17 protein-coding genes and 1 riboswitch are annotated in these 16,002 nt (G+C 67.0%); of the genes, 10 read left to right on the top strand and 7 right to left on the bottom strand.

Going from position 1 to position 16,002, the window contains the following annotated elements; all coding sequences use genetic code 11:
* Positions 1 to 107 precede the first annotated feature (107 nt).
* Both D2T30_RS00230 and D2T30_RS00235 read left to right on the top strand, forming a co-directional pair.
* On the top strand, positions 108 to 1,364 hold the full coding sequence (locus D2T30_RS00230; protein ID WP_241651145.1) for an Nramp family divalent metal transporter: 1,257 nt from the start codon (positions 108 to 110) through the stop codon (positions 1,362 to 1,364).
* Positions 1,365 to 1,559: 195 nt separating this feature from the next.
* Complete coding sequence (locus D2T30_RS00235) at positions 1,560 to 1,955, top strand: VOC family protein (RefSeq protein WP_128182086.1); 396 nt, start codon at positions 1,560 to 1,562, stop codon at positions 1,953 to 1,955.
* Here the strand turns inward: D2T30_RS00235 and thiD are convergent.
* From thiD to thiM, 3 genes are read right to left on the bottom strand one after another with little or no spacing between them, the layout of a single operon-like run.
* Complete coding sequence (gene thiD / locus D2T30_RS00240) at positions 1,952 to 2,749, bottom strand: bifunctional hydroxymethylpyrimidine kinase/phosphomethylpyrimidine kinase (RefSeq protein WP_128207168.1); 798 nt, start codon at positions 2,747 to 2,749, stop codon at positions 1,952 to 1,954. The two genes, D2T30_RS00235 and thiD, sit on opposite strands and share 4 nt — an antisense overlap.
* A complete protein-coding gene (gene thiE, locus D2T30_RS00245) occupies positions 2,746 to 3,360 on the bottom strand; it encodes a thiamine phosphate synthase (protein WP_128207169.1) in 615 nt (204 codons plus the stop codon). Before thiE ends, thiD begins: the two co-directional genes overlap by 4 nt.
* Positions 3,357 to 4,145, bottom strand: a complete 789-nt coding sequence (thiM, locus tag D2T30_RS00250; protein ID WP_128207170.1) for a hydroxyethylthiazole kinase — start codon at positions 4,143 to 4,145, stop codon at positions 3,357 to 3,359. The genes thiE and thiM overlap by 4 nt, the downstream gene beginning before the upstream one ends.
* 45 nt (positions 4,146 to 4,190) lie before the next feature.
* A riboswitch (TPP riboswitch) is annotated at positions 4,191 to 4,285 on the bottom strand.
* Between the two features lie 152 nt (positions 4,286 to 4,437).
* On the opposite strand from thiM, the gene D2T30_RS00255 reads away from it, so the two are divergent.
* The 4 genes from D2T30_RS00255 (at position 4,438) to D2T30_RS00265 (ending at position 7,017) form a co-directional block, all read left to right on the top strand.
* Positions 4,438 to 4,812 carry a hypothetical protein gene (locus D2T30_RS00255; protein WP_128207171.1) on the top strand — a complete coding sequence of 125 codons (375 nt, stop codon included), beginning with the start codon at positions 4,438 to 4,440 and terminating at the stop codon, positions 4,810 to 4,812.
* 104 nt (positions 4,813 to 4,916) lie between these two features.
* Positions 4,917 to 5,657, top strand: a complete 741-nt coding sequence (locus tag D2T30_RS00260; RefSeq protein WP_128182096.1) for a YebC/PmpR family DNA-binding transcriptional regulator — start codon at positions 4,917 to 4,919, stop codon at positions 5,655 to 5,657.
* A 75-nt stretch (positions 5,658 to 5,732) separates the two neighbouring features.
* Positions 5,733 to 5,900 (top strand): hypothetical protein, encoded by a 168-nt coding sequence (locus D2T30_RS22960; protein ID WP_164884164.1) that lies wholly within the window; start codon positions 5,733 to 5,735, stop codon positions 5,898 to 5,900.
* A gap of 196 nt (positions 5,901 to 6,096) precedes the next feature.
* The gene (locus tag D2T30_RS00265) at positions 6,097 to 7,017 is read left to right on the top strand and encodes a DMT family transporter (RefSeq protein ID WP_241651146.1); all 921 of its coding nucleotides are present in this window, start codon (positions 6,097 to 6,099) and stop codon (positions 7,015 to 7,017) included.
* Here D2T30_RS00265 and choV read toward each other — a convergent pair.
* From choV to choX, 3 genes are all read right to left on the bottom strand, one after another.
* On the bottom strand, positions 7,014 to 8,030 hold the full coding sequence (choV, locus tag D2T30_RS00270; RefSeq protein ID WP_128207172.1) for a choline ABC transporter ATP-binding protein: 1,017 nt from the start codon (positions 8,028 to 8,030) through the stop codon (positions 7,014 to 7,016). The two genes, D2T30_RS00265 and choV, sit on opposite strands and share 4 nt — an antisense overlap.
* The gene (gene choW, locus D2T30_RS00275) at positions 8,027 to 8,863 is read right to left on the bottom strand and encodes a choline ABC transporter permease subunit (protein ID WP_128182100.1); all 837 of its coding nucleotides are present in this window, start codon (positions 8,861 to 8,863) and stop codon (positions 8,027 to 8,029) included. Before choW ends, choV begins: the two co-directional genes overlap by 4 nt.
* Positions 8,864 to 8,927: 64 nt before the next feature.
* The gene (choX, locus tag D2T30_RS00280; RefSeq protein ID WP_128182102.1) at positions 8,928 to 9,857 is read right to left on the bottom strand and encodes a choline ABC transporter substrate-binding protein; all 930 of its coding nucleotides are present in this window, start codon (positions 9,855 to 9,857) and stop codon (positions 8,928 to 8,930) included.
* Positions 9,858 to 9,973: 116 nt separating this feature from the next.
* Here choX and betI point away from each other — a divergent pair, with 116 nt between their 5' ends.
* The 4 genes from betI to D2T30_RS00300 all read left to right on the top strand — a co-directional run bounded on the left by betI (position 9,974) and on the right by D2T30_RS00300 (position 14,485).
* On the top strand, positions 9,974 to 10,555 hold the full coding sequence (gene betI / locus D2T30_RS00285) for a choline-binding transcriptional repressor BetI (RefSeq protein WP_128207173.1): 582 nt from the start codon (positions 9,974 to 9,976) through the stop codon (positions 10,553 to 10,555).
* A complete protein-coding gene (gene betB / locus D2T30_RS00290) occupies positions 10,552 to 12,003 on the top strand; it encodes a betaine-aldehyde dehydrogenase (RefSeq protein ID WP_128207174.1) in 1,452 nt (483 codons plus the stop codon). The genes betI and betB overlap by 4 nt, the downstream gene beginning before the upstream one ends.
* 79 nt (positions 12,004 to 12,082) lie before the next feature.
* Entirely contained in the window at positions 12,083 to 13,738 is a 1,656-nt protein-coding gene (betA, locus tag D2T30_RS00295; protein WP_128207175.1) for a choline dehydrogenase, read from the top strand.
* Positions 13,739 to 13,879: 141 nt separating this feature from the next.
* Complete coding sequence (locus tag D2T30_RS00300; RefSeq protein WP_241651147.1) at positions 13,880 to 14,485, top strand: thermonuclease family protein; 606 nt, start codon at positions 13,880 to 13,882, stop codon at positions 14,483 to 14,485.
* Between the two features lies 1 nt (position 14,486).
* Here D2T30_RS00300 and trpE read toward each other — a convergent pair whose 3' ends face one another.
* Positions 14,487 to 15,995 carry an anthranilate synthase component I gene (gene trpE, locus D2T30_RS00305; protein ID WP_128207177.1) on the bottom strand — a complete coding sequence of 503 codons (1,509 nt, stop codon included), beginning with the start codon at positions 15,993 to 15,995 and terminating at the stop codon, positions 14,487 to 14,489.
* Between the last annotated feature and the right edge of the window lie 7 nt (positions 15,996 to 16,002).

Consider the following 16,002-nt stretch of genomic DNA (forward strand, 5'->3'; position numbering starts at 1 on the left):
GGTCCGTTGACAAAAGTGTAGCCTGGGCTAGTAAACGCTGCGGATGCAGCGGCGGAGCCAGTTGTCCAATGATTCAGGGGTCCATGTCGGGGCGGACACAATCCGCCATGTCTGATGTGCTGACCGGCAAGCGCAAGGGGCGCTTCGCGGCGCTGGTCTTTGCCGGTCCGGCGATCGTCGCCTCGGTCGCCTATATGGATCCCGGCAATTACGCGACGAACATTCAGGCGGGGGCGGGCTACGGCTACACGCTGCTGTGGGTCGTGCTCTGCGCCAATCTGATCGCCATGCTGTTTCAGGCCCTGTCGGCGAAGCTCGGCATCGTCACCGGCAAGAACCTGGCGGAGCTGAGCCGCGACAACCTGCCCCGGCCGCTGGTCTGGGTGATGTGGGCGATATCCGAGATCGCCGCCATGGCCACCGATCTGGCCGAGTTCCTTGGCGGCGCGATCGGGCTGTCGCTGCTGGCGGGGATTCCGCTTCTGTGGGGGATGGTGATCACCGCCGTCGTGACCTACGGGCTGCTGACCTTTGAAAGCTACGGCTTCCGCCCGATGGAGTTGATCATCGGCGCGCTCGTCGGCGTGATCGGCCTGTGCTATCTCGTCGAGGTGCTGATCGCGCCGGTCGACTGGGGCATGGCCGCGGTCGGCATGGTGACGCCGCAGATGCCCGACGCGGGCGCGCTGACCATCGCGGTGGGGATCATCGGCGCGACGGTGATGCCACATGCGATCTACCTGCATTCCGGCCTGACCCAGCACCGCGCCGCGGTGAAGGATGACGCGCAGCGCCGCCGCGTGCTGCATTTCTCGAATGTCGAGGTGGTGCTGGCGCTGGCCGTCGCGGGCATGGTCAATATCGCGATGGTGATGATGGCGGCTTCGGCCTTCCATCAGGGCAATGCCGATGTGGCGGAAATCGAGACCGCCTATCACACGCTGACCCCGCTTCTGGGCGCGGCGGCGGCGGGCGTGTTCCTGGTGTCGCTGATCGCCTCGGGGATTTCGTCCTCGGTGGTGGGGACGATGGCGGGGCAGATGATCATGCAGGGATTTCTGCATTTCAGCGTGCCGATCTGGCTGCGCCGGGCGGTGACGATGGTGCCGGCCTTCGCCGTGGTGCTGGCCGGCGTGAATGCCACCGATGCGCTGGTGATGTCGCAGGTGGTGTTGTCCATCGCGCTACCGGTGCCGATGCTGGCGCTGATCTATTGCATCGGCAATCGCCGGATCATGGGGAATTTCGTCGCCCGCCCCCTGACGCGGATCATCGCCACGATCGCCGCGATGCTGGTGCTGACGCTGAACTTCGTCTTGCTCGCGGCCTTCTTCGGCGTGCCGATCCCGTTCATCGAGGAGTGATGCCCCACGCTTCCCGGAACCGCCCGAAACCCTTCCCCTTCATTCTTCCCCAAATATCCCGGGGGTGAGGCCGAAGGCCGAGGGGGCTGGCCCCCTGCACCCTCTCCACCTGCGCCCGGAGCCCCGACATCCGGACACCGGGTTGCCAGCGGCCGGGCGCGCCGCTACTCCTGAGGCAAACCTGTGGGGGATGACATGGCCAAGATGATCCATTCGATGATCCGCGTGCTGGACGAGGCGCGCTCGCTCGCCTTCTACGACACGGCGTTCGGGCTGAAGATCCGCGAGAGGCTGGAATTTCCGGACTTCACGCTGATCTATCTGGCGAATGACGAAACCACCTTCGAGCTGGAGCTGACGGTCAACAAGGGCCGGACCGAGCCCTATGCTCCGGGGAATGGCTATGGCCATCTGGCGGTCTCGGTCGCGGATCTGGCGGCGGAACATGCGCGGCTGACCGAGGCGGGCCTCGCGCCGCGCAAGATGGTGGATTTCGCCCCGGACGGGCAGGTGATAGCGCGGTTCTTCTTCATCGCCGATCCCGACGGATACCAGATCGAGGTCTTGCAGCGCGGCGGCCGTTACCTTTAGCGCCAGAGCGCGTGGAAATGATGGGTCGGCCCGTGTCCGTGGCCGACCTGCAGCCGGTCCGCGGCGGCGATGGCACCGGCGACATAGGCCTTGGCGGTGGACACCGCCTCGGGCAGGGGCAGGCCGCGCCCAAGCAGCGTCGCCAGCGTCGAGGACAGGGTGCAGCCCGTGCCGTGGGTGTTCTTCGTCGCAAATCGGGGGCCTTCGAACCACCGCGCCCCCTCGGACGTGACCAGCAGGTCGGGGGCGTCGGCTTCCGCCAGATGCCCGCCCTTCAGCAGCACCGCCCCGGGGCCGAGGTCCAGCAGAAGCCGCGCCTGCGCCGCCATCCCGTCGCGGTCCCGCGCCTCGTGCAGGGTCAGAAGATCGGCGGCTTCGGGCAGGTTCGGGGTGATGACGGTGGCGCGCGCCAGCAGGTGATCGCGCAGGGCCGCGACCGCCTCGGATGCCAGCAGCCTGTCCCCGCCTTTGGCCACCATCACCGGATCGAGGACGATGGGCGCCGTCAGACCGTCCAGCGCCGCGACCACCGCCGAGATGATCGCGGCACTGCCCAGCATGCCGATCTTGACGGCGTCGATGCGGATATCGGCGCGGATCGCGGCGATCTGCGCTGTGACCATCTCCGGTGAGACCAGATCGACCGCCCAGACCCCTTGCGTGTTCTGCGCCGTCAGCCCGGTCAGCACCGCCATCGCATAGCCGCCATTGGCCGAGATCGCCTTGATGTCGGCCTGAACGCCCGCGCCGCCCGAAGGGTCGGAGCCGGCGATCGACAGGATGTTGGGGATCATGCGTCCTCCCATTCGCGCAAAAGGGCGCGGGTTGCCGCCTCGGCGTTCGGGGCGCGGGTGATGGCGCTGACGACGGCGACGCCCGCGGCGCCTGCCGCCTTCACCGCCGCCAGATCGCCCGCATGGACACCGCCGATGGCGACGACGGGGCAGGGGGCGGCGGCTACGATCCGGCGCAGACCGTCAAAGCCGATCGGCGCCGCGTGATCGGGTTTCGAGGCGGTGGCGCGCACCGGCCCGACGCCGAGGTAATCGACCACGCCCGGCGGCAGGGTGGCCAGATGCGCCTCTTCCTCGACCGACAGGCCAAGGATCATTCCGGGGCCGATGCGTTCGCGGATGTGCATCGGGTCGCCGTCGCCTTGCCCGATATGCAGCCCGTCGGCGCCGATGGCACAGGCGATCTCCACCCGATCATTGACGAAGAAGGTCACGCCAAGCGGCCGCAGCATCGCCTGCAACACCTGCGCCTGCGCCGCAAAGGCGGCGTCCGGGGCGTGCTTGTCGCGCAACTGCACCGCCCATGCCCCGCCGCGCGCCGCTGCCAGCGCCTGATCCATCACCGGCAGCCCGGCCTCCGCTTCCGTCACCAGATAAACCGCGCCGATCATGCTGCCTCGATCCTCGCGCCCTGGGTGACATCCTCGGGCGTCAGCGCGTAGAGCGCGTCGAGGAAGGCCGGCTGGAACGTGCCGGGGCCGGCGCAGACCGCCGCCGCCCGTTCGCCCGCAAGCCCGTAATAGGCCAGCGCCGCCGCCGTGGCCTCAAGCGGCGGCTGGTCCACCAGAAACGCCGCGATCACGCCGTTCAGCGAACAGCCCGAAACGGTGATCTTCGCCATCATCGGATCGCCGTTCGCCACCCGCAGGGCGCGGGTGCCATCGGTCACGTAATCCACCGGCCCGGTCGCGACGACGATATGCCCGGTGCGCCCGGCGAGTTCCCGCGCCGCCGTCTCGGCCGAGGCGACGCTGTCCACCGCATCGACCCCGCGCGCGCCCTTGCCCCGCCCCGCCAGCGTCAGGATCTCCGAGGCGTTGCCGCGCACCACCGTCGGGCACAGGGCCAGAAGATCGCGGCACAGGTCGTTGCGGAACTGCGTCGCGCCGACGCCGACCGGGTCGAAGACCCAGGGCCGCCCGTGACCGTTCATCGCCGCCCCGGCAAGCCGCATCGACATCGCCTTGAGGCTGTCCGCCGTGCCGATGTTCACCGTCAGCGCATCGGCAAGCGCGGTGAACTCCACCACCTCCTCGGCCGCATCCGCCATGGCGGGCGAGGCGCCGGCCGCGATCTGGACATTCGCCATCATGTTCATCGCGACGTTGTTGGTGATGTTCTGCACCAGCGGCGCGCGCGCCCGCATCCGTTGCAGATAGTGGCCTGTGTCTTCCATGTCCTCACTCCCCGCCGACGGGGAACGGACGGAAGGCGGCAAGGGGCCACCCGCGTCACGACTTCCTCCGCCGGCATGACCCGGTTCAGGTTCCAAGGGTTCTTCTCAGCCCGTCTGAACGGACGCCCCTGTCGCGGGGGCAGACTGCGGCGGCGGGGGCACCGCTGTCAAGGGGGCGGGGCATCATATCCCGGTGGCCATCGCCGCGGCCTTCGGGTAACACGGACCGGCATCCGATGGCGCGCGGCCCGCGGATGCCGCGACACCCGCCCGCGATGACCCGGAGGCTTCCATGCGCCTTTTCCCCGTATTCCTCGCATTGGCGGGCCTTGCCGGTTGCGCCGCGCTGTCCTATCCGCCCGAGCCGGGGCGCGTCTCGCTCAGCACCGAGCGGCTGACGGTGCATTTCGTCGATGGCTCGTCGTGCAGCGCCGATATTGCGCGCGAGCCCTCGGGCCGGTTCGCGGATTGCGGGCAGGTGATGGACTATGCCGTCGACATCCAGCGCCCGTCCTTCGTCGCGGGAACGCCGCTCGAACCGCTGTTCGAGCCCTACGGCACGATCACCCTGATCCGCCCCGCCGATGGCCGCCGCTGGTTCTGGCGCACCCCGCAAGAGGACCGGACGGCCGGAAATCCCGGCCCCGGACAGGCCAGATCGCACTGACCGGGCGGCAATGATGGCGTTTCGCACGCGCCGGTGGCTTGCGGCCGGGGCGCCTGCTGGCTTATAGAGACGCCAAATTTCATGAATTTCCGACGGAGAAGGGCATGGCAGGCCATTCCAAATGGGCGAACATCCAGCACCGCAAGGGCAAGCAGGATGCGATCCGTTCCAAGATGTTCTCGAAGCTGGCGAAGGAAATCACCGTCGCCGCCAAGATGGGGGATCCCGATCCCGAAAAGAACCCGCGCCTGCGTCTGGCGGTGAAGGCCGCGAAGGCGCAGTCGATGCCGAAGGACGTGATCGACCGCGCGATCAAGAAATCGCAGATGGGCGACGCGGCGGATTACACCGAAATCCGTTATGAGGGCTACGGCCCGAACGGCATCGCGATCATCGTCGAGGCGATGACCGACAACCTCAACCGCACCGCCTCGAACGTGCGCAGCTATTTCACCAAGGCGGGCGGAAACCTCGGGCAGACCGGCTCGGTCAGCCACGGCTTCGACCGGATGGGGGAAATCAGCTATCCGGCCTCCGCGGGCGATGCCGACACGGTGCTGATGGCGGCGCTCGAAGCCGGGGCCGAGGATGTCGAATCGGACGACGAGGGCCACTGGATCTACACCTCGGTCGAGAACCTGTCCGACGCGGCCGATGCGCTGGAAAAATCGCTCGGCGAGGCGACCGAGGCGAAGCTGATCTGGAAACCGCAGGTGACGACGGAAGTTGACCTCGACACCGCGCAGAAGCTGATGAAGCTGATCGACGCGCTGGAAGAAGACGACGACGTGCAGAACGTGACGCATAATTTCGACGTTCCCGAAGACGTGGCGGCGCAGCTCTGATCCTGCGCGTTCCACAAGGCGGGCGTCCCGTTCCGACACAGGACCGGGGCGCCCCTTTTCATTGGAGGAAGTGACATGGATTACGGCAAATCGGGCGGCCCGAAGGTGGCGAAAAACGCTCCGCGCCACCTCGAACACAACCAGAAGGGATCCGAGAAGAACCCCTTCGGCGAGACCGACCCCAAAAGCAAGGCGGCGCTGCTCGAACGGATGAAGTCCGCGGCGGAAAAGCGCAGGAAATAGGAATCTCTCCCTTGGGGGAGAGATCTCTGCCCGTCGTTTTTCCATAAATATCCCGGGGGTGAATTTGCCGTAAGGCAAAGAGGGGGCTGGCCCCCTTTCCCCGCTCTCCGCATGCGGTCCGCCGGTCGGCTGCCTCCGTCTGTGCGGATACAATCCCGCGCTTGCGGCCCGCACGCGGGCAGCGCAGAAAAGGCGGATGATCCGATCCTCCGTGCCTTTCGTCTCCGCCCCGGACCAGCCCGTGCAGGGCGTGCTGTGGATGCTCGCCACGACCATCAGCTTCGTCGGCGTCAACATCATCGTGCATTTCATCGGCACCTCGATCCCGACGGTGCAGAACGCCTTCGTGCGGTTCGCCTGGGGCTGGCTGTTTCTGGCGCCGGCGATCCTCGCGCTGCGGCACCGGCGGTTTCCGCCGCGGGTCTGGGGGCTGTTCGGCCTGCGCGGCGCGGTGCATGCGGTCGCGGTGATCCTGTGGTTCTACGCCATGGCGCGGGTGCCGATGGCCGATGTCACGGCGATCGGCTATCTGAACCCGATCGTGGTGACGATCGGCGGGGCGCTCCTGCTGGGCGAGGGGTTCGCGTGGCGCCGGGGTCTGGCGATCGTCATCGGGCTGATCGGCGGGCTCATCATCCTGCGCCCCGGCCTGCGCGAGATCGAGCCCGGCCATATCGCCCAGCTCGGCGCGGCCCTGTTCTTCGGTATCGCCTATATCGTCGCCAAGGGCCTCACGCGCTTTGCCAGCCCGGGCGACATCGTGGCGATGATGACGGTCACCGTGACGCTGGTGCTGGCCCCCTTCGCCATCGCGGTCTGGGTGCCGCTGACATGGGCGCAGGTCGGCTGGATCGGGCTGACGGCGGCTTTCGCGACGCTCGGGCACTATTGCATGACGCGGGCCTTCGCCTGCGCGCCGGTGACGGTGACGCAGCCCGTCACCTTCCTGCAACTGGTCTGGGCCTCGATGGCGGGCTGGCTGCTGTTTGGCGAAACGGTCGACCCTTACGTCATTCTGGGCGGCGGGCTGATCATCACCGCGGTCAGCTACATGACCTGGCGGGAGGCCGCGACCCGCCGCCAGCTCACTCCGGTGGTGCCGGCGACCAAGGTCTAGCCCGCGTTGCGCGGGTCCAGCAGCCGCGTCATGACCCCGGCCCGGGTGATCCGCCGCCCGTCGGCGAGGGGCAGGCTCTCGGCCGCGCAGAGCTGGGCCATCACCTCGCGCACCGGGGTCTTTGGATCCACGGGCGCGCCCTCGGTCGAACCCGGCTCCGCCAGATCCGCCGCCGTCAGCACGTTCAGCGGGTTCATATGGGCGACGAAATCCTCGACATAGGCGTCGATCGGATTGGCGATGATGTCGCGCGCGGTGCCGATCTGCACGATCCGCCCGCCTTCCATCAGCGCGATGCGGTTGCCGATCTTGAACGCCTCGTCGAGGTCATGGCTGACGAAGATGATCGTGCGGCGCAGCGTCTTTTGCAGGTCCAGCAATTCATCCTGCAACTTCGCGCGGATCAGCGGGTCGAGCGCGGAAAACGGTTCGTCCATCAGCAGGATCGGCGCATCGGTGACGAAGGCGCGGGCAAGGCCGACGCGCTGCTGCATGCCGCCCGACAGATCGCCCACGCGCCGCTCGGCCCAGTCGGAGAGACCCACGAGCGCAAGCTGTTGGTCCACCTTTTCTCGCCATACGGTCTTGGGCAGGCCCGCAAGCTCCAGCCCCAGCCCGACGTTCTCGCGCACGGTGCGCCAGGGCAGCAGGCCGAACTGCTGGAACACCATCGCCACCCGGTTCAGCCGCAGCCGCCGCAGCGTCGCCGCATCGGCGCGGGTGACAGAGGTCAGCTTGCCGCCATCCAGAATGCGCACATTGCCCCGGCACACCGGGTTGAGCCCGTTCACCGCGCGCAGCAGCGTCGATTTCCCCGACCCGGACAGGCCCATGAGCACGAGGATCTCCCCCTCCGCCACGCTGAGGGTGCAGTTATGGACGCCCAGCACCTGCCCGGTGCGCTCCTTGATCTCGGCGCGGCTCAGCCCCTGATCCATCAGCGGCAGGGCCTTTTCCGGCGCATCGCCGAAGACGATGTTAACGGCGTCGAATTCGACGGCTGTGCGGCTCATTTGCGGTCTCCTTTCCGCAGCATCCGGTCGAGGATGATCGCGACGATGACGATGACGAAGCCCGATTCAAATCCAAGCGCGGTATTGACCGAGTTCAGCGCCCGCACCACCGGCACGCCCAGCCCGTTCGCGCCGACCAGCGCTGCGATCACCACCATCGACAGCGACAGCATGATGGTCTGGTTCAGCCCGGCCATGATCTGCGGCATGGCATAGGGCAGCTCGACCTTCCACAGCAACTGGCGCGGCGTGGCGCCAAAGGATTTCGCCGCCTCGATCAGCGATTGCGGGGTCGAGGACACGCCCAGATGGGTCAGCCGGATCGGCGCCGGCAGCACGAAGATCACCGTGGCGATCAGCCCCGGCACCATGCCGATGCCGAAGAACACGATCGCCGGGATCAGATAGACGAAGGTGGGCAGCGTCTGCATCAGGTCGAGCACCGGCTGCATCGCGGCATAGAGCCTTGGCCGGTGCGCGGCGGCGATGCCGACCGGCACGCCGATCGCCAGACAGACGACACAGGCCGACAGCACCAGCGTCAGGCTTTCGGTCATGGGCTTCCAGTAGCCCTGATTGAGGATGAACAGAAAGCCGAGGATGACCAGCAGCACGGTTTTCCAGTTGCGCTGCACGAGCCACGTCAGCCCCGCGCACAGCGCGATGATGACGACCGGATGCGGCGACTGCAAAAGCCACAGGATACCATTGATGAGATGCTGCAACACCGTCGAGAGCGCGTCGAAAAAGCCCCCCGCGTGATCCTTGAGCCAGTCGAATAGGTTCTTCGCGGTCCTGCCGACCGGAATCTTGTTGGCCGTCAGCCAATCCATCGGGTGTTCTCCTTGCCCGCCCATGTCTGGAAGCGGCCCCCGGTTGCCGGGGGCCGGATCCGGATCAGTTCAGCGCCTTCTGCACCGCGGCCTCGGCATCGCCGCCGTCCTTGGTGGTGACACCCGCGAGCCACGGGGTCACGACCTCGGGATGGGCGGCCAGCCATGCCTTCGCGGCAGCGGCCGGTTCCTCGCCGTCGTCGAGGATGCGGCCCATGATCTCGTTTTCCAGGGGCAGGGTGAATTCGAGGTTGGTCAGGAACTTGCCGATGTTGGGACATTCCGCAACATAGCCCTTGCGGACATTGGTGTCGACCTGCGCGCCGCCGAAGTCCGGCCCGAAGATGTCGTCGCCGCCCGACAGATAGGTCAGCTCGAAATTCGAGTTCATCGGATGCGGCGCCCAGCCGAGGAAGACCACCGGCGATCCTTCGCGGTCGGCGCGGGCGACCTGCGCCAGCATCCCCTGTTCGGAGCTTTCGACGATTTCAAAGCCCTTCAGGCCGAACTTGTCCTCTTCCGTCATCTCGATCAGCAGGCGGTTGCCGTCGTTGCCGGGCTCGATCCCGTAGATCTTGCCGCCAAGTTCGTCCTTGTGCGGGGCGATGTCGGCGAAATCCTTGATGCCGATTTCCGCGCCCTTCGCATTGGTGGCGAGCGTGTATTTCGCGCCGGTCAGGTTGGTGCGGATCGTCTCGACCGAGCCGTCTTCCAGATAGGGGCCGACATCGGCGGTCTGCGACGGCATCCAGTTGCCAAGGAAGACATCCACATCCCCGGCCTTCATCGCCGTATAGGTCACCGGCAGCGACAAGAGCTTGACGTCCGTTTCATAGCCGAGGGCCTGAAGGATCGTCGTCGCCACCCCGGTCGTCGCCGAGATGTCGGTCCAGCCGACATCGGCGAAGGTCACCTTGTCGCAGCCCGCGGCCTGCGCCGACTGGCCGATCGCCAGAGCCGCCGTTCCCGCCAGAAGAAAAGCGCGTAGCATCATTTGGGGTCGTCTCCGTGTTGAGTGGACCGAAATCCGGTTTTTGTTGATTGACGAGTCAATAAACTTGCCGTTAGCTCCATTGTGCAACTCCTTTTTATCGCAAAGGGCGCAAAGCCATGCCGAAGGTCGGTGCAGAGCCTATTCGACGGGCAGCTTTGGTGAAAGCCACGATTGAAACCGTGGGGGAGGCCGGCTCGCTCGAGGTCACGGTCGCGCAGATCGCGCGGCGCGCGGGCATGAGCTCGGCGCTGGCGCATCACTATTTCGGCTCCAAGGAACAGATCTTTCTGGCGGCGATGCGGTCGATCCTGTCGATCTACGGGGCCGAGGTGCGCGGCGCGCTGTCCACCGCGACGGGACCGGAACAGCGGCTGCGCGCGATCGTCACCGGCAGCTTTTCGCATGGCAGCTTCCGGCGGGAGGCGATTTCCGCCTGGCTGAACTTCTACGTTCTCGCCCAGGCCCAGCCCGAGGCGCGGCGGCTCTTGCGGGTCTATCAGCGGCGGCTGCGGTCGAACCTGCGGCATGAGCTGCGCCAACTGGTCGGGGCGCGGGCCGAGGCGGTGGCCCGTGGTCTGGGGGCGCTGATCGACGGGGTCTATATCCGCGCGGCACTGGCCGACAACGCGCCGGACCGGGCCTATGCGCTTAAGATCGTTATGGAATACGTGGACAGAGAACTGGGGGACCGGGCATGAGAGCACAACCTGCGGCCAGCCATTTCGTCAACGGCGAATGGCTTGAGGACACCGCCGGAGAGGTCATCGAGGTGATCTATCCCGGCACCGGCGAGGTGATCGCGCGGCTGCATTCCGCGACGCCCTCGGTGATCGGCGCGGCGCTGTCGGGCGCGGTCGCCGCGCAGGCCGCGTGGGGCCGGATGCGGCCCGTGGAACGGTCGCGCATCCTGATGCGGGCGGTGGCGATCATCCGCGAACGGGGGGCGGAACTGGCCGAGCTGGAGACGCTCGACACCGGCAAGCCGATTCAGGAAACGCTGGTGGCGGACTGGCCCTCGGGTGCCGATGCGCTGGAATATTTCGCCGGTCTCGCGCCCACGGTGACGGGCGAGACGATCCCCTTGGGCGGCGATTTCGCCTATACGATCCGCGAGCCTCTGGGCGTCTGCGTGGGCATCGGCGCGTGGAACTATCCCAGCCAGATCGCGTGCTGGAAGGCGGCCCCGGCGCTGTCCCTGGGCAATGCTATGGTGTTCAAACCCTCCGAGGTCACACCTCTGGGAGCCTTGAAGCTTGCTGAAATTTTCATCGAGGCGGGGATGCCTGCCGGGGTTTTCAACGTCGTTCAGGGCTATGGCAATGTGGGCGCGGCGCTGGCGACCGATTCGCGGGTGGCGAAAGTCTCGCTCACCGGCTCGGTGCCGACGGGCCGCAAGGTCTATGCCGCCGCCGCTTCGGGCATGAAGCATGTGACGATGGAGCTGGGCGGCAAATCTCCGCTCATCATCTTTGACGATGCCGATCTGGAAAGCGCGATCGGCGCGGCGATGCTGGGGAATTTCTATTCCTCGGGGCAGATCTGTTCCAACGGCACCCGCGTTTTCGTGCAGCGCGGCATCAAGGAGCGGTTCCTGACCCGTCTGGCCGCGCGGACCGAGGCGATTCTGGCGGGCGATCCGCTGGACCCGGAAACGCAGTTCGGTCCGCTGGTCAGCGCCGCGCAGCATGAAAAGGTCATGGAATATATCGGCAAGGCGAAGGCCGAGGGCGCGCGGCTGATCACCGGCGGCGCCGCGGGCAATCACGGCCCGCTTTTCGTGCAGCCGACGGTTTTCGCCGATGTGACGGATGACATGACCCTGGCGCGCGAAGAGGTCTTTGGCCCCGTTATGGCGGTACTGGATTTCGACAGCGAGGAAGAGGCGATCGCCCGTGCGAACGGCACCGAATTCGGGCTGGCGGCCGGGGTGTTCACGGCCGATCTGGCGCGCGGGCACCGGGTGATCGCGCAGCTTCAGGCGGGGACCTGCTGGATCAACGCCTACAACCTGACGCCGGTCGAGATGCCCTTCGGCGCGGTGAAGGCCTCGGGCGTCGGGCGGGAAAATTCCAGGGCGGCGGTCGAGCATTACACCCAAGTGAAGGCAGTCTACGTGGGCACCGGGCCGGTCGACAGCCCCTATTGAAGGCGCCGGGGGCCAGCCCGTCGTGGCGGTGCCCCGACCCCCCGGGATATTTATGGAAAGCCGAAAGGGAACAGCGTTGATGGAGGCGGATTACGTCGTTGTCGGTGCGGGGTCGGGCGGATCGGCGCTCGCCTATCGGCTGTGCGAGGCCGGCAAGCAGGTGGTGATCGTCGAATTCGGCGGCACCGATGCGGGGCCGTTCATCCAGATGCCCGGCGCTTTGTCCTATCCGATGAACATGCCGATCTACGACTGGGGCCTGAAATCGGAACCGGAACCCGGTCTTGGCGGGCGGCAACTGGTGACGCCGCGGGGCAAGGTGCTGGGGGGATCGTCCTCGATCAACGGGATGGTCTTCGTGCGCGGCCATGCCTGCGACTACGACCATTGGGCCGAACAGGGGGCCGATGGCTGGCGCTTCGCTGACGTGCTGCCCTATTTCAAGCGGATGGAGACATGGCACGGCGGCGCGGATGGCGGCGATCCGGACTGGCGCGGGCATTCCGGGCCTTTGCACGTGACACGCGGCCCGCGTGACAACCCGCTCTTCGACGCCTTCATCGCGGCGGGGCATCAGGCCGGATATCCGGTGACGCAAGACTACAACGGCCGCCAGCAGGAAGGCTTCGGCGCGATGGAGGCGACGATCTGGAACGGTCAGCGCTGGTCGGCGGCGAACGCCTATCTGCGCCCGGCGCTGAAGGGGGGCCGGCTGCGGATCGTGCGCGGTCTCGCCCGGCGCGTGGTGATCGAGGATGGCCGTGCCGTCGGGGTCGAATACGAGGCGCATGGCAAGGTCTCGGTCCTGCGCGCGCGGCATGAGGTCGTGCTGGCGGCGAGCCCGCTCAACACGCCGAAGATCCTGATGCTGTCGGGTATCGGGCCGGCCGAACATCTGCGAACGCATGGGATCGGGGTTCTGGCGGACCGGCCCGGCGTGGGCGCGAACCTGCAGGATCACCTTGAGATCTACATGCAATTCGCGGCGAAGCTGCCGGTGACGCTGTATAAATACTGGAACCTTCTGGGCAAGGCGATGGTGGGGGCGCAATGGCTGTTCACCCGCAAGGGGCTGGGTGCCTCGAACCAGTTCGAGAGCTGCGGTTTCATCCGCTCGGCCGCCGGGGTGGAATATCCCGACATCCAGTATCACTTCCTGCCCATCGCCGTGCGCTATGACGGCAAGGCGGCGGCCGAGGGGCATGGGTTTCAGGTCCATGTCGGGCCGATGCGGTCGAAATCGCGCGGGGCGGTGACGCTGCGCTCGGCCGATCCGCGCGACAATCCGGTGATCCGCTTCAACTACATGAGCCACCCGGACGACTGGGAGGATTTCCGCAAATGTATCCGCCTGACGCGCGAGATCTTTGCCCAACCGGCGATGGCCGCGCATGTGAAGCATGAAATCCAGCCGGGCACGGGCGTGCAAACGGATGCGGAGATCGACGCCTTCATCCGCGAACATGCCGAAAGCGCCTTTCACCCCTGCGGCACGGCCCGGATGGGCCGGGCCGACGATCCGATGGCGGTGGTCGATCCCGAAGGCCGGGTGATCGGGGTCGAGGCGCTGCGCGTGGCCGACAGCTCGATCTTCCCGCGGGTGACGAATGGCAACCTGAACGGCCCCTCGATCATGACGGGGGAGAAGATGGCCGATCACATCCTTGGCCGTCGCCTGCCGGCCGAGAATGCCGAGCCATGGGTCAATCCAGAATGGCGCGTGGCGCAGCGGTAGCACGCTCAGGGTAAAGCGGCCGTTTGCCAACCTGTCGGATTGCGGTTGCGGGGCGGCGGCCTTTTCGCCTATCCCGGGCGCATGTTAAGGCTTTGTTCAACTTTCGTTCTCATTTTCGCCTGCGCGGCGGCGGCCTGCGCCATGTCGGTCAACGGCGCGGTGCGCGTCGTCGATGGCGATACGCTGGTGGTCGGCGGTGAGCGGGTGCGGCTGTTCGGCATCGACGCGCCGGAGCGGGCGCAGACCTGTCAGGATGCGCGCGGGCGCGCGTGGCCCTGCGGCAGCCGCGCGACCGAGGCGATGAAGGCGCTAGTGAAGCCGGGCGGGGTGCGCTGCTCGGGCACGGAGCGGGACCAATACGGCCGGTTGCTGGCGCGCTGTTTCGTCGGCGGACGGGACATCGGCGCAGAGATGGTGGCGCAGGGCATGGCCTTCGCCTATCGGCGCTATGCGCTGGATTACGTCGCGGCCGAGGAAAAGGCGAAACAGGCGCGTCGGGGCATCTGGCAGGGCAGGGCGGAGCTGCCGGAACAGCAGCGCGCCGCCGAACGCGATAGGGCCACCGCGCAGGCGGCCCCCAAGGCTGGCTGCGCGATCAAAGGCAACATCTCGGCGCATGGGCGGATCTACCACCTGCCGGGCGGCAAGGATTATGCGAAGACCCGCATCGACACAGGCCGCGGCGAACGCTGGTTCTGTTCCGAGGCAGAGGCCCGCGCCGCCGGATGGCGCCGGGCGGGCCGCTGACTCAGGCGTTGCTGCGTCCGGCGAACAGGCCCGCATCCTCGGCCGCCTTGCGCAGCGCCTTGGATTTGTTGACCGACTCCTGATATTCCGCCTCCGGGTCGCTGTCGTAGACAACACCGCCGCCCGCCTGGATATACAGGGTTTCGTCCTTCACCACCGCCGTGCGCAGCGCGATGCACATGTCCATTTCGCCATTCGCCGCGAAATAGCCGACGCCGCCGCCGTAGATGCCGCGCTTCTCGGGTTCCAGCTCGTCGATGATTTCCATCGCGCGGACCTTGGGCGCACCCGACACCGTGCCCGCGGGCAACCCGGCGAGCAGTGCGGACAGCGCATCCTGCCCCTCGGCCAGTTCCCCCACCACGTTCGAGACGATGTGCATCACGTGGCTGTAACGCTCGATGATGAAGGTCTCGGTCGGGTGGACGGTGCCGATCTTTGCCACACGGCCCACATCGTTGCGGCCGAGGTCGAGCAGCATCAGATGTTCGGCCCGTTCCTTCTGGTCGGCCAGAAGCTCTTCCTCCAGCGCCTTGTCCTCGGCGGGGGTGGCGCCGCGCGGGCGGGTGCCGGCGATCGGGCGGATCGTCACCTCGCCGTCGCGCAGCCGCACGAGGATCTCGGGCGAGGCGCCGACGATCTGAAAGCCGCCGAAGTTCAGGAAGAACATGAAGGGCGAGGGGTTCGTGCGCCGGAGCGAGCGATACAGCGCAAAGGGCGGCAGCGGGAAATCGGCGGCCCAACGCTGCGCCGGGACGACCTGAAAGATGTCGCCCGCGCGGATGTATTCGCGGGCCTTTTCCACCGCGGCCTTGTAGCCCTCGGCGGTGAAGTTCGAGCGCAGCGGCCCGACGCTGGTGGTATCCCCCATCTCGCGGCTCTGTCGCGGCGCGCGGTCGAGGTCGCGCAGCGCGTCCATCACCCGTTCCGCCGCCTGCGCATAGGCCGCCCGCGCCGACAGGCCCGAGCTCTGGAACGCCGGTGCGCAGAGGATCACGTCCCCCTTCACCCCGTCCAGCACCGCGACGATCGAGGGCCGCAGCAGCACCGCATCCGGCACGCCCAGAACGTCCCTATTCACGTTCGGCAGATGCTCGACCAGACGGATCATGTCATAGCCGAGATAGCCGAACAGCCCCGCCGCCGCCGCCGGCAGGCCTTCGGGCATCTCGATCCGGCTTTCGGCGATCAGCCCGCGCAAACTGTCCAGCGGATCGCCGGGCAGGGTCTCGAAGACATCCTCGAAGCGCGCGTTGCGGTTGATCCGCGCCGTGGTGCCGCGGCATTCCCAGATCAGGTCGGGCTTCATGCCGATGATGGAATAGCGCCCGCGCACCTCGCCGCCGGTGACCGATTCCAGCATGAAGCTGTTCGGCTGCGCATCGGCGAGCTTGAGCATCAGCGACACCGGCGTATCCAGATCCGCCGCCAGCCGCGCATAGACCAGCTGGTTGCGCCCATTCGCCCAGGCGCGTTCGAAATCCTCGAAACCGGGAAAGAGAGCAGCCATCGCGGGC

Source organism: Paenirhodobacter populi, assembly GCF_004022215.1.
Lineage (GTDB): Bacteria > Pseudomonadota > Alphaproteobacteria > Rhodobacterales > Rhodobacteraceae > Rhodobacter > Rhodobacter populi.